The sequence below is a fragment of the Streptomyces clavuligerus genome (genome assembly GCF_005519465.1).
GTDB lineage: Bacteria > Actinomycetota > Actinomycetes > Streptomycetales > Streptomycetaceae > Streptomyces > Streptomyces clavuligerus.
Genome location: NZ_CP027858.1, coordinates 3,629,563 through 3,642,005 on the forward strand (window position 1 = coordinate 3,629,563; position 12,443 = coordinate 3,642,005).

A 12,443-nucleotide genomic window follows, 5' to 3' on the forward strand; every position below is an offset into this window, starting at 1 on the left:
GACCCCATGGACCATCAGGTATTCGTTCCGGCCCCGGCGGAGGCCGTCCGCCGGGTGCTCCGCGACCCGGCCCGGCTCGCCCGCTGCGTCCAGGGATTCCAGCAGGACACCCAGGCGACCGGGGCCACCGGGGACACCTCGGGCCCGCTCTCCGGGAGGCTGCGCGTCCGCGCCGGGCGGCACACCATCACCTACCGGGGCGCGCTCACGACGGCGGCGGACGAGGAGGGTTTCACCTTCCGGGGGGAGGGCACGGAGGTGCGGGGCCAGGGCTCCGTGGCCGTGGCGTTGACGATCCGTCCGACGGCGGTGGACGGTGGGACGAACCTCGGCATCAACGGTTCCGCGACGGTGGGGGGACGGCTGGCGGACCTGGCGCCCGAACTCCGGGCCCAGACCGCGCACCGGCTGCTCGACCGCTTCGGCGAGCGGCTGGCGGACGTGGCGCTGGAGCCCTCCGGCCCCGTCGGCGGACCCCCGTGCGACACCCCGTCGCCGACCGGCGCCGGGCCGGACGACACCTTCGCCCACGGCCGGGAGGAACCTCACACGATGGACGGAAACCCCCACGCCAACCGCCCTGACGAGAACGACGACGAGAACGAGAACGAGAACGAGAACGGCAACGGGAACGGCAGCGACGACGGCAGCGGGAGCGGGAACGAGGAGAACGGGAGCGGGGCCGGGAGCGAGGACGACGGCCGTATGGACGGCGAGGCCGCCCGGGGAGGTCGCGGCGGGGCAGAGGAAGACAGCCCCGTCAGCCCCGGCGCGGACCCCGAGGACGCTGCGGACGCCGGGAGCACCGGGGACACCGGAGGCGGCCGGGAAGCCGCCGCGTCGACACCGGACGCCGACGCCGACGCTTCGCGGGACGGCCGCTCCTCGGACGACGACCGCGTCTTCGACGCCCTGCGGGACCTCTCCGGCACCGGGGAGCTGCGCGACCTCGGAGACCTCGGTGACCTCGGCGGTCTTGACGATCTGCCCGCCCTGGGCGACGAGCCCCCCGTCGAGGCCGCCCATGCCCGCCGCACCATGATCGGCCGCAGCGCCGAGGAGGTCGACCACGCCCCGCCGCGCGGCCGTTACGCCCCCGTCCCCGCGCCCGACGAGGGCCGCCGGGGTCTGCCGCTGCACTGGATCGCGCCCGCCGCCGCCGCGCTGGCGATCGCCTCCGTCGTCGTCGGCCGGGCGCTGCGCCGCCGCCGCACATGAGGCCGCCGCCCCGGGGTGCCAGTAGGGTCCGAAGGGTGAACAGCAGCGAAGAGAACGTCCGGCTGACCGCCGGCGATGTGGAGTTGACCGTCGCCCCGCGCCACGGCTGCCGTATCGAGAGCCTGGCCATCGGCGGCACCGAACTCCTCCGCCAGGGTGAGCGGTACGGCTGCTTCCCGATGGCCCCCTGGTGCGGCCGGATCGAGAACGGTGTCTTCCGCGACGGTGCCGACCGCTATCAGATGCCGCTCAACGCGGCGCCGCACGCCATCCACGGCACCGTCCGGGACCAGCCCTGGCGCACCGCCCGGCACACGGCCACCGAGGCGGCCTTCACCTGCGAGCTGGCCGAGCCCTGGCCGTACCCCGGCCGGGCCACCCAGGTGGTGGAGCTGGGGGAGGACTCGCTGACGCTCCGGATGGGCATCGAGGCGACGGAGAACTCCTTCCCCGCACAGGCGGGCTGGCACCCCTGGTTCCGGCGCGTCCTCGGCGACAGCGAGGTACGGATCGACTTCGACCCCGCCTGGCAGGAGGAGCGCGGCGGGGACCATCTGCCGACCGGCCGCCGGATCGATCCGCTGCCCGGCCCCTGGGACGACTGCTTCGGCATGCCCGACGGGGTGCGAGTGACGCTCACCTGGCCCGGACGGCTGGAGCTGACCGTGACCGGCCGTACCGAGTGGGTGGTGATCTACGACGAGCAGCCGGAGGCGGTCTGCGTGGAGCCCCAGTCGGGTCCGCCCAACGGCCTCAACACCCTCCCCCGGCTCGTCACCCCGATCGACCCGCTGGAGATCGAGACCACCTGGACCTGGCGCCGCCTCTGAGCACCGCGCCCGCCGCACCCCTGCACGGGCGGGGCCCCGCCGCGCCCCTGTCCCGGTGCGGCCCCGCTGTGCACCGGGCCTCCGCGCCGGGGCGGCCACCGGCCGTCACGGGCGCCCACCCGGCGCCCGGGCCGGGAGGGTGTCCGAAGCGCCTAAGCTCATGGGCATGAGTGATGTACGTGCCGATCTGCTCCAGCAGATCAAGGACAAGGCCGTGGTGCACGGCAAGGTGACCCTCTCCTCGGGTCTGGAAGCCGACTACTACGTCGACCTCCGCCGGATCACGCTGGACGGGGCCGCCGCGCCGCTGGTGGGCCAGGTCATGTCCGATCTGACCGCCGACCTGGACTTCGACTGCGTCGGCGGGCTCACTCTGGGCGCGGACCCGGTGGCCACCTCGATCCTGCACGCCGCCGCCGCGCGCGGACGCCAGGTGGACGCGTTCGTCGTCCGCAAGGCGGCCAAGGCCCACGGCATGCAGCGCCGGGTCGAAGGGCCGGACATCACGGGCCGCCGCTGCCTGGTCGTCGAGGACACCTCCACGACCGGTGGCTCCCCGCTGACCGCCGTCGAGGCCGTGCGCGAGGCGGGCGGCGAGGTCGTCGCCGTCGCCACGATCGTGGACCGTGCCACCGGCGCCGGAGAGAAGATCAGCCAGACGGCCGGGGTGCCCTACCTCTACGCGTACTCGCTGGACGAGCTCGGCCTGTCCTGAGTCTCCTGCCTCCGGGGGCCTTCCGGGCCCCCTGTGCCCCGGGCGGAGCAGCGGCCCGGGGTGCCATCCCCCCGCCGAGCTGGCAGCTACCCCCTCTGACCTGCGACAACGACAAAAACTCGATTGTTTCACGTGAAACGGGAGTTCCACCGCACGGAGTATCGGGCCGGGCCGGGTGGAGCGTCCGGACCTGTCTGGAAAGATAGGGGCTGACGATGACGTCGCCCCCCAGGTCAGGGCCAGCTCATTTCGCTTACCCCGCACATCACAAGGAGCGGACATGCCCATCGCAACCCCTGAGGTCTACAACGAGATGCTGGACCGGGCGAAGGCAGGAAAGTTTGCCTACCCGGCCATCAATGTGACCTCGTCGCAGACCCTTCACGCCGCGCTGCGCGGCTTCGCGGAGGCCGAGAGCGACGGCATCGTCCAGATCTCCACCGGTGGTGCGGAGTTCCTGGGCGGCCAGCACAACAAGGACATGGTCACGGGCGCCGTTGCCCTGGCCGAGTTCGCGCACATCGTCGCCGCGAAGTACGACGTCACCATCGCGCTCCACACCGACCACTGCCCCAAGGACAAGCTCGACAGCTATGTCCGCCCGCTGCTGGCGGTCTCCGCCGAGCGCGTCGCCCGGGGCGAGAACCCGCTCTTCCAGTCCCACATGTGGGACGGCTCGGCCGAGACCCTGAGCGACAACCTCGCCATCGGTCAGGAGCTGCTGGCCCAGGCCGCCGCCGCCAAGATCATCCTTGAGGTCGAGATCACCCCGACCGGCGGCGAGGAGGACGGTGTCACGCACGAGATCAACGACGAGCTGTACACCACCGTCGACGACGCGCTGCGCACCGCCGAGGCGCTGGGCCTGGGCGAGAAGGGCCGCTACCTGCTGGCCGCCTCCTTCGGCAACGTCCACGGCGTCTACAAGCCGGGCAATGTCGTCCTCCGTCCCGAGCTGCTCAAGGACCTCCAGCAGGGCGTGAGCGAGCGCTACGGCAAGGCCGACCCGTTCGACTTCGTCTTCCACGGCGGCTCCGGCTCCACGGCCGAGGAGATCGCTGTCGCGCTGGAGAACGGCGTCGTGAAGATGAACCTCGACACCGACACCCAGTACGCCTTCACCCGTCCCGTCGCCGGGCACATGTTCGCCAACTACGACGGCGTGCTGAAGATCGACGGCGAGGTCGGCGACAAGAAGACCTACGACCCCCGGACCTGGGGCAAGCTCGCCGAGGCGGGCATGGCCACCCGGGTCGCCGAGGCGTGCGCCACGCTGCGCTCGGCCGGTAACAAGATCAAGTAAGCGGTACGCCCGGCCCGTCGGCGCCACCCGTGGTGGACCGGCGGGCCCGGTCATGGGCGGCCCGGTGCCCCTCCTGTCCCAGGGGGAGCGCCGGGCCGTTGTCCTGTCACCGGGCCGTCGTCCTGTCATCGGGGCCGTCCTCCGATGCCGCCGGGCCGTCGCCCTGTGCCGCCGGGCCGTGCGGGCCCGGTCCCCGTCGCTCCGTCCCGTCGTGCGGTTCCGGTCCCCGTCGTGCGGCCCCCGTCGTGCGGGCCCGGTCCCTGTCGTGCGGTTCCGGTCGTGCGGGCCCGGTGGCGCTGCGATGATCCGGGTATGGCTGACCGCCCGGGAGAGATCCGACTGTCCACGGCCACCGGCCGCTGGGTGACGTTCACCACCGTCCTCGGCTCCAGCATGGCCCTGCTGGACTCGACCGTCGTCAATGTCGCCCTGCCCCGCATCGGGAAGAGCCTCGACGCCGATCTGGCGGTCCTCCAGTGGACGGTCAACGCCTACATGCTGGCGCTCGCCGGGCTGATCCTGCTCGGCGGGGCGCTCGGCGACCGCTACGGACGGCGCCGGATCTTCGTCCTGGGTGTGGTCTGGTTCGCCCTGGGCTCCCTGCTCTGCGGGTTCGCGCCCACCGGTGAGCTGCTGGTGCTCGCCCGCGCCTTCCAGGGCGTCGGCGGCGCCCTGCTCACGCCCGGCTCGCTCGCCCTGATCCAGGCCAGCTTCCACCCGGACGACCGGGCCCGCGCCGTGGGCCTGTGGTCCGGCTTCGGCGGCGTCGGCGCGGCGATCGGCCCCTTCGTCGGCGGCTGGCTGGTCGACGGGCCCGGCTGGCGCTGGGTCTTCCTGCTCAATGTGCCGCTGGCCGCGATCTGTGTCCCGATCGCGCTCCGCCATGTGCCCGAGTCCCGTGACCCACAGGCCCACCAGGGCCGCTTCGACGTCCTGGGCGCGGCCCTCGGCGCGGCGGCGCTCACCCTGGTGACCTATGCCCTGATCGGCTCCGCCTGGTGGGCCGGGGCGGCCGGAGTGGTGGTCGGCGCCCTCTTCATCGCCGTCGAACGCCGCAGGCCCGACCCCATGCTGCCGCTGTCGATCTTCCGCTCGCGGCTCTTCACCGCCGTGAACCTGGTGACGTTCTGTGTGTACGCGGCGTTCGGCGGCTTCTTCTTCCTGGTGGCGCTCCAGCTCCAGGTGGTCTCCGGCTACTCCGCGCTGGAGGCGGGCCTCGCGCTGCTGCCCACGACCCTGCTGATGCTGTTCTTCTCCGCCCGCTCCGGTGAGCTGGCCCAGAAGACGGGCCCCCGGCTGCCGCTCACCGCCGGGCCGCTGATCTGCGCCGTCGGCATGCTGCTGATGCTGCGCGTCGGCGAGCACGCCTCCTACATGACGGACGTGCTGCCCGCGATCCTGGTGATGGGCCTCGGCATGGTGACCCTGGTGGCCCCGCTGACCGCCACCGTCCTGGCCTCGGTGGACACCGCCCGCGCCGGTATCGCCAGCGGGGTCAACAACGCCGCCGCCCGCGCGGCGGGCCTGCTGGCGGTCGCGGCGCTGCCGCTGCTCACCGGGATGGGCCCCGAGGCGTACCGCTCCGCGACCGCCTTCGACGAGTCCTTCCGCCGGGCCATGCCCTGGTGCGCCGCCATCCTGGTGCTGGGGGCGCTGATCGCCTTCGCGACCGTCCGCCGCCCCGCCCCCACCTGCGTCCACCCGGAGTGCCGCTACAACTGCGGGGTGGGCGCGCCGCCGCTGGAGACGGGGGAGGCGGACGCCGACGACGGCAGGGCGGAGCGGTGAGGGAGACTGGGGCCATGGTCATCCACGAGAACCTGCTGGGGGGACCGCCCCCCACCCATCTGCCCGACGAGCCCGAGCCGCGTGAGCTGCTGGAGTCCGGGGCGACCCCCGCCGAGGTCGCCGCCAAGTACCCCACGTCCTCGCTCGCCTGGGCGCTCCTCGCCGACGACGCCTTCGGGCGCGGCAGCGTGGTGGAGTCGTACGCGTACGCCCGTACCGGCTACCACCGCGGTCTGGACGCGCTGCGGCGCAGCGGCTGGAAGGGCCACGGCCCGGTGCCCTGGGAGCACGCGCCCAACCGGGGTTTCCTGCGGGCGCTGCACGCGCTGGCGCGGGCCGCGGGCGAGATCGGTGAGCAGCAGGAGTACGAGCGCTGCACGACCTTCCTGCGCGACTCCTCCGCGACGGCCGCCGACACCCTGGGCTGACCCCTGGGCCGACCGCCGGCTGCCGACCGCCGGCCGTCGGCACCCGCGCTGACCGGCGCACCCGGCGCCCAGCGGCGCGGGACGGCGCGCTCCGGCGCGCCCGATGGCGGAACGTGTCGAACCGACCGGTGAACCAAGCAGGTCAGGGGCCCGTGCCTTACCCGAATACGCCCCACGCGCGCCGCGCGTGACAAGCGTGGAGGGTGGCGCGGGCCCCGGCTTATGATGCCGATGGGGACCGGGGCTCCCACCACCAACAGGAAGGGGCGGACCGCTACCCGGAACGTCGAGGAGACAGCGATGTCACATGACGCCGACGCGACCCCGCATCTCGATTTCGCGGGCACCACTCCGTACGAGGACTATGTCCAGGCGGATGTGCTGACCCACCTGCAAAAACCCCGGTCCGACGACCCGGGCGAAATGGTCTTCCTCGTCACCACCCAGGTGATGGAGCTGTGGTTCACCGTCATCGTCCACGAGTGGGAGACCGCGAGCCGGGCCCTGGACGAGGGCCGTGTCCCCGTGGCGCTGGACGCGCTGAAGCGTTCCGTGCGGGAGCTGGAGGCGCTGAACGCCTCGTGGCGACCGCTGGGGCAGCTCACCCCCGCGCAGTTCAACGCGTACCGGGGCGCTCTCGGTGAGGGCTCCGGCTTCCAGTCGGCGATGTACCGGCGGATGGAGTTCCTGCTCGGCGAGAAGTCCGCGTCCATGCTCGTCCCGCACCGGGGTGCGCCGCGTGTCCACGCGGAGCTGGAGAAGGCGCTCCAGCAGCCGAGCCTCTACGACGCGGTGCTGCGGCTGCTCGCCCGGCGCGGCTTCCCGGTGCCCGCGGAGGTCCTGGAACGGAATTTGGCGCGGCGGTACGAACCCAGCGCGGCGGTCGAGGCGGTCTGGACGGAGATCTACCGGGACCCGGAGAACCACGCCGAACCGGCCCGGCTCGGCGAGGCGTTGACCGATGTCGCCGAGTTGGTGTGGCGCTGGCGCAACGACCATCTGGTGGCGACCCGCCGTGCCATGGGCGCGAAGGTCGGCACCGGTGGCTCCGCCGGGGTGGCCTGGCTGGAGAAGCGGGCCCGCAACCATGTCTTTCCCGAGCTGTGGACGGCGCGCAGCCATGTCTGAGACCCATGCCGCGACCATGCCTGAGACCCACGAGTTCCAAGAGATCCATGAGATCCACGAGACCGGTAAGGCCCCTGTGACTCCCCAGCACACCGCGTCCACCACCCCCGGACTCCCCTCCCGCCGCGCCGCCGCGCTGGACGGAGCGGATCGACTGGCCCCGCTGCGCGGGCTGTTCGCCCTGGACGGGACCGTCTATCTCGACGGGAACTCGCTGGGCGCGCTGCCCGCGCACGTCCCCGGCCGGATCGCCGATGTCGTCACCCGGCAGTGGGGCGGGCTGAGGATTCGCTCCTGGACCGAGAGCGGCTGGTGGACCGCGCCCGAGCGGATCGGCGACCGGATCGCCCCGCTGGTCGGCGCGGCCCCGGGGCAGATCGTGGTCGGCGACTCCACCAGCGTGAACGTGTTCAAGGCGGTGGTCGGCGCGGTCCGGCTCGCCGGTACGGACACCTCCCGGGAGACCCCCGGTACCGATGCGCCGGGTACGGGGGGAGGGGCCCGTACCGAGGTGCTCGTGGACGCGAGCACCTTCCCCACCGACGGCTATATCGCGGCGTCGGCGGCCCGGCTGACGGGCTGCCGGATCGTCCCCGTCGACCCCGCCGACGTGCCCTCGGCCCTCGGGCCGACGACGGCGGCCGTGCTGCTCAACCATGTCGACTTCCGCAGCGGCCGCCTGCACGACCTGCCCGCGCTCACCGAGGCGATCCACCGGGCGGGCGCGCTCGCGGTCTGGGACCTCTGCCACAGCGCGGGCGCGCTCCCCGTGGGGCTCGACGCGCACGGCGTGGACCTCGCCGTCGGCTGTACGTACAAGTACCTCAACGGCGGCCCCGGCTCGCCCGCGTTCCTGTATGTCGCCGAGCGCCACCAGGCGGCCTTCGACTCCCCGCTGCCCGGCTGGAATTCGCACCGCGACCCCTTCGCCATGGACAGCGGCTACGCCCCGGCGGACGGCCCGCTGAAGGGCCGGGTGGGCACACCGGACATTCTGTCGATGCTCGCGCTGGACGCGGCGCTCGACGTCTGGGACGGGGTGTCGGTCGACGACATCCGGGCGAAGAGCCTGGCACTCACCGATTTCTTCCTGGAGTGCCTGGACGAACGGCTGCCCGGCGGGCTCGGCGACCCGGGCTGTCCGGTGCGCCCGGTGACCCCCCGGGAGCACGCGGAGCGCGGCAGCCAGATCGCCCTGCGCTGCGACCGGGCCCCGGTGGTGATGGAACGGCTCATCGCCCGTGGCGTGGTGGGCGATCTGCGCCGCCCGGATCTGCTGCGTTTCGGTTTCACCCCGCTGTACACGTCGTTCGCGGACGTGGAACGGGCCGCCGCGACCCTGGTGGAGGTCGCGGCGGAGGTATACGGCGAGCCCTCGGGCGGATGACCCACCCGGCCCCGGGCCCACCGCCGCCGTCCGCGCGGTCCGGCCCCGGGCCGGACCACGCCGGACCCGGTGGACAAGGCCCCGGGAGCCCCCCCGGAGGTCCGCCGGAAGGCGCCGGAGGGCCCCGGGCCCGGGATGGTCTGCCGGATGTCCTTCCGCTGTCCTCGGGACGTTGGGGGACGTCCCCCGGGGCCGGGATGTCCCGACGGTGTCTGTGGGTGTGCCCGGGGGCCGGGGAGGGGGCGTCTGCCGGGTGTCCCTGGAGGTGCCCGGGGTGTCCCCTGGAGGGTCCCGGGAGGTCCTGGACGCCCCGAAGGTGCCCGGGGTGCCCCTGAAAGATGTCCGGGAACGTCCCCGGAAGCCTCCGGGAGGTGCGCCGGAAATCCCCGGAGGGTCCCGGGCGGCCTGCCGGAGGTCCTTCTGACGTCTTCGGGTGTGGGGGGCGTGCCCAGGGACCCCGGGGAGGTCTGCCGATGATCCCCGGGAGTCCGGGGCGTCCCGACAATGTCCCGGAACGCTCGGGGGATGTCCCGGCGACGTCCGGGAGTGTCCCCGGAGGGTTGACAGCGGCCAGCTCGAAGTCCCCGCGTACGGCCAGTTACGAGATCACACTCCGTGATGAAGATGGCCCGCGGAGCGGCCGGATCGGACCGCTCCGGCCGCGCTGGGTGGCAAATGCCTCGCCTCGGCGCCGAGCAGGACAGCATCATGATGCCCATGCACATCACGAGCTGCCGGCAAGAAGATCTGGATGTGCTGGAAGAGCGCCTGCCGTCCTCCAGCGCCGTCTCGTACCACGCTCAGCGGTTCGCCCGCCAGGTCTCGGGGACAAGCACGTTCCTGGTGGCCTGGCTGGATGCCCAGCCGGCCGGAACCTGCGAAGTACGGTGGGACGGCTGCGTGGCACCAGAGGTGAGGGCCGTCGTGCCGGGCTGCCCGGAGATCAACGGTTTGCAGGTCGTCGGCATGCTGCAGTCCCGGGGGATAGGCAGCGCCTTGATCCGCCATGCCGAACAGCTCGCCGGTGAACGAGGCGCACACCTGATCGGACTGGGAGTGGACGATCACGGGAATCCGCGAGCTGCCGCCCTCTACGCCCGCTTGGGGTACCGACCCACGATCCGCTACCTGGACCGCTACTTCTATACAGACGACACCGGTGCCGAACACCCGGTCGAAGATCCCGCCATCTTTCTGGTGAAGGAGCTCACGCCCAAGCACCAGCCATGACCCGCTCTCCCGCTATCAACACAGAGTCACGGATCGCGGCCAGATGATTCCCCACTGGCTGGCCGCCAGCGGGGAATCGGAACTGGCCGCTGACAGAGGGTCCGGGAGGGGGCGTCTGCCGGATGTCCCCCGGAGGTCCGCCGGGAGGCGTCGGAGGGCCCGGGAGGTCCACCAGGTGTCCTTCTGGCGTCCTCGGGACGTCCGGGGACGTGCCCGGGAGCCCCGGGGCGTCCCGACAACGTCCCGGAACGTCCCGGAGGGTCCGTCGGAAGTCCCGGAAGGTCCCGGAGGGGCCGGGGTGGTCCGGCGGAAGGGCCCGTGGCCTCGCCGTTCCCGCCCCGCGCCGGTGAGAATCCGTCAGGAAGCCGCGGGCCGTCCCCGCCGAGTTCTCCGGGAGCCCGGTCAGGGCGCCGGGGTACTGATACCGTCCCCGCTGGTCAGATCAGTTCCGCGGTCGCTCGTTCAAGCCCGCGGCCCCATCCGCGACTTCCCGGGAAGGTGCACCCGCAATGGACCCTGTGGCCCGTGACAACGCCGAGTCCGAGTCGGCCTTCTCGCATCCCGCGGTGGCCCCGGACGCCTCCCTGCCCTACGGCGGCCACCCCGATCAGGTGGTCGACTTCTACCGGCCCCGGAACGGCGCGGAGCGGACGCCGCTCGTCGTCCTGGTGCACGGCGGGGCCTGGCGCGCCCCCTACGACCGCACGCATGTCTCCCCGTTCGCGGACTTTCTCGCCCGGCGCGGGCTCGCCGTCGCCAGCGTCGAGTACCGCAGGGGCCGCGAACTGCCCCGGCAGGGCGGTGAAGGGCCGGTCGCCGGGCGCTGGCCGGACACCTTCGACGACATCGCCGCCGTCCTGGACGCGCTGCCCGCGCTGGCCGCCCGCGCGCTGCCCGGGGCGGACCCGGGGCGGACCGTCCTCACGGGGCACTCCGCCGGGGGACAGCTCGTGCTGTGGGCGGCGGCCCGGCATGTGCTCCCCGCCGGTTCGCCCTGGCGGCTGCCCGCCCCGCCCGCGCTGCGCGGGGTGGTCGCCCTCGCGCCGGTCGCCGACTTCGCCCTCGCGGTGGAACGGGACGTGTGCGGCGGGGCGGTACGGCAGCTCCTGGGCGCGAGCGGGGGCGGCAGCGGCGAGGGGGAGGGCGAGGAGACCTTCGCCGAGCGGAGCGCCCGAACCGACCCCGCCGCGCTGCTGCCGACGGGCATCGCGACCGTCGTCGTCCAGGGGCGCGAGGACATCGTGGTGCCGTACGGGCTGGCCGAGTCGTTCGTCGACACGGCGGCCCTCGCGGGGGAGACCGTCGGCCTCACCCTGCTGGAGGATGTCGGCCACTTCCCGCTGATCGACCCGGCGGCGGACGCGTGCGCGGTGGTGGCGGAGGAGATCGCCCAGCTCGCCTGGTGACGTGACGGGGAACGGGCCGACCCGGCGTACCGGAGACCGGCCCGGCGTACCGCAGCACCGGCCCGGGGGCGAATCGCGGACAGAAGCTGGCCGCAAGCCTCCCTACCGTGGTCCCCATGACCAACCTTGTCACCGGGGCCACCGGAACCGTCGGCCGTGAGATCGTCCGCGAACTGCTGGAGCGCGGCCACGCCGTCCGCGCCCTCACCCGCGACCCGGCCGCGGCCGACCTCCCCGCCGGAGCGGAGGCCGTACGCGGTGACCTCTCCGACCCCGACTCCCTCGGGGCGGCGCTGAAGGGCGTCACCGCACTGCACCTGATCACCTTCGACGGCCCGTACTACACCCCGCTGGAGACCGGCCCGCGGATCGTGGCACTCGCCCGGGAGGCCGGGGTCCGGCGGATCACCGTCCTCCACGGCGGCGGCCCCACCCCGCTGGAGGACGCCGTCCGCGCGGGCGGCGTCGACTGGACCGTCCTCGTCCCCGTCGAGTTCATGGCGAACGCGCTGGAGTGGGCCGACCCCGTCCGCACCGCCGACGAGATCGCCGAGCCCTTCACGGACCGGCTCAGCGCCATGGTCCACGAGGGGGACATCGGCGCCGTCGCCGCCGTCGCCCTCACCGAGGACGGCCACGCCGGACAGCAGTATGTGATCACCGGCCCCGAGGCCCTCACCATCCGGGACAAGACCGACATCATCGCCGCCGCGCGCGGCAGGGCGATCCGGCTGGTGGAGCTGAGCGAGGAGGCGGCCATCGCCCGCTGGCGGGCGGCCGGACACCCCCAGGACGTGATCGACTTCCTGCTGTCGGTCTACCGCGACACCCCGCCGGAGGGCCGGACCGTCTCCGGTACCGTGGAACGGGTCACCGGCCGCCCCGCCCGTACCTTCGCCCAGTGGGCGCGGGACCACGCGGACGCGTTCCGCGCCGGGGGCACCACCTGACCCGTCCACCGGGCCCGTAGGGCCGATCCCGGGTCGGCCCCGTAGTCCTCAGGACGGACG

At 73.3% G+C, this 12,443-nt stretch carries 11 protein-coding genes; all 11 read left to right on the top strand.

Features of this window, described 5'->3' with window-relative positions; all coding sequences use genetic code 11:
- Nucleotides 1-6: 6 nt before the first annotated feature.
- Nucleotides 7-1,218: an SRPBCC family protein gene (locus tag CRV15_RS15230; protein WP_003955101.1), complete on the top strand. Its 1,212-nt coding sequence runs from the start codon at nucleotides 7-9 to the stop codon at nucleotides 1,216-1,218.
- Nucleotides 1,219-1,253: 35 nt separating this feature from the next.
- A complete protein-coding gene (locus CRV15_RS15235) occupies nucleotides 1,254-2,048 on the top strand; it encodes an aldose epimerase family protein (RefSeq protein WP_003955102.1) in 795 nt (264 codons plus the stop codon).
- A gap of 166 nt (nucleotides 2,049-2,214) precedes the next feature.
- Nucleotides 2,215-2,763 (top strand): orotate phosphoribosyltransferase, encoded by a 549-nt coding sequence (gene pyrE, locus CRV15_RS15240; protein WP_003955103.1) that lies wholly within the window; start codon nucleotides 2,215-2,217, stop codon nucleotides 2,761-2,763.
- Between the two features lie 280 nt (nucleotides 2,764-3,043).
- Nucleotides 3,044-4,066, top strand: coding sequence for a class II fructose-bisphosphate aldolase (gene fbaA, locus CRV15_RS15245; protein WP_003955104.1), 1,023 nt, complete (start codon nucleotides 3,044-3,046; stop codon nucleotides 4,064-4,066).
- A gap of 312 nt (nucleotides 4,067-4,378) precedes the next feature.
- Nucleotides 4,379-5,854, top strand: a complete 1,476-nt coding sequence (locus CRV15_RS15250) for an MFS transporter (RefSeq protein WP_003955105.1) — start codon at nucleotides 4,379-4,381, stop codon at nucleotides 5,852-5,854.
- A 14-nt stretch (nucleotides 5,855-5,868) separates the two neighbouring features.
- Nucleotides 5,869-6,282, top strand: coding sequence for a DUF3151 domain-containing protein (locus CRV15_RS15255; RefSeq protein ID WP_003955106.1), 414 nt, complete (start codon nucleotides 5,869-5,871; stop codon nucleotides 6,280-6,282).
- A 300-nt stretch (nucleotides 6,283-6,582) separates the two neighbouring features.
- A complete protein-coding gene (locus CRV15_RS15260; RefSeq protein ID WP_009996663.1) occupies nucleotides 6,583-7,410 on the top strand; it encodes a tryptophan 2,3-dioxygenase in 828 nt (275 codons plus the stop codon).
- Nucleotides 7,403-8,797, top strand: coding sequence for a kynureninase (locus CRV15_RS15265; protein WP_003960959.1), 1,395 nt, complete (start codon nucleotides 7,403-7,405; stop codon nucleotides 8,795-8,797). The genes CRV15_RS15260 and CRV15_RS15265 overlap by 8 nt, the downstream gene beginning before the upstream one ends.
- Nucleotides 8,798-9,472: 675 nt before the next feature.
- On the top strand, nucleotides 9,473-10,027 hold the full coding sequence (locus CRV15_RS15270) for a GNAT family N-acetyltransferase (protein WP_003955108.1): 555 nt from the start codon (nucleotides 9,473-9,475) through the stop codon (nucleotides 10,025-10,027).
- A gap of 509 nt (nucleotides 10,028-10,536) precedes the next feature.
- Entirely contained in the window at nucleotides 10,537-11,433 is an 897-nt protein-coding gene (locus CRV15_RS15275; protein ID WP_003955109.1) for an alpha/beta hydrolase family protein, read from the top strand.
- A 116-nt stretch (nucleotides 11,434-11,549) separates the two neighbouring features.
- The gene (locus tag CRV15_RS15280) at nucleotides 11,550-12,383 is read left to right on the top strand and encodes an NAD(P)H-binding protein (protein ID WP_003955110.1); all 834 of its coding nucleotides are present in this window, start codon (nucleotides 11,550-11,552) and stop codon (nucleotides 12,381-12,383) included.
- Nucleotides 12,384-12,443: the final 60 nt, after the last annotated feature.

Bases quoted from the DNA above. Each gene is read 5' to 3' on its own strand.
- CRV15_RS15260 (WP_009996663.1), top strand. From the start codon at position 6,583: ATGTCACATGACGCCGACGCGACCCCGCATCTCGATTTCGCGGGCACC.
- CRV15_RS15250 (WP_003955105.1), top strand. From the start codon at position 4,379: ATGGCTGACCGCCCGGGAGAGATCCGACTGTCCACGGCCACCGGCCGC.
- CRV15_RS15275 (WP_003955109.1), top strand. From the start codon at position 10,537: ATGGACCCTGTGGCCCGTGACAACGCCGAGTCCGAGTCGGCCTTCTCG.
- CRV15_RS15255 (WP_003955106.1), top strand. From the start codon at position 5,869: ATGGTCATCCACGAGAACCTGCTGGGGGGACCGCCCCCCACCCATCTG.
- CRV15_RS15230 (WP_003955101.1), top strand. From the start codon at position 7: ATGGACCATCAGGTATTCGTTCCGGCCCCGGCGGAGGCCGTCCGCCGG.
- CRV15_RS15280 (WP_003955110.1), top strand. From the start codon at position 11,550: ATGACCAACCTTGTCACCGGGGCCACCGGAACCGTCGGCCGTGAGATC.
- fbaA (WP_003955104.1), top strand. From the start codon at position 3,044: ATGCCCATCGCAACCCCTGAGGTCTACAACGAGATGCTGGACCGGGCG.
- pyrE (WP_003955103.1), top strand. From the start codon at position 2,215: ATGAGTGATGTACGTGCCGATCTGCTCCAGCAGATCAAGGACAAGGCC.
- CRV15_RS15265 (WP_003960959.1), top strand. From the start codon at position 7,403: ATGTCTGAGACCCATGCCGCGACCATGCCTGAGACCCACGAGTTCCAA.
- CRV15_RS15270 (WP_003955108.1), top strand. From the start codon at position 9,473: ATGCCTCGCCTCGGCGCCGAGCAGGACAGCATCATGATGCCCATGCAC.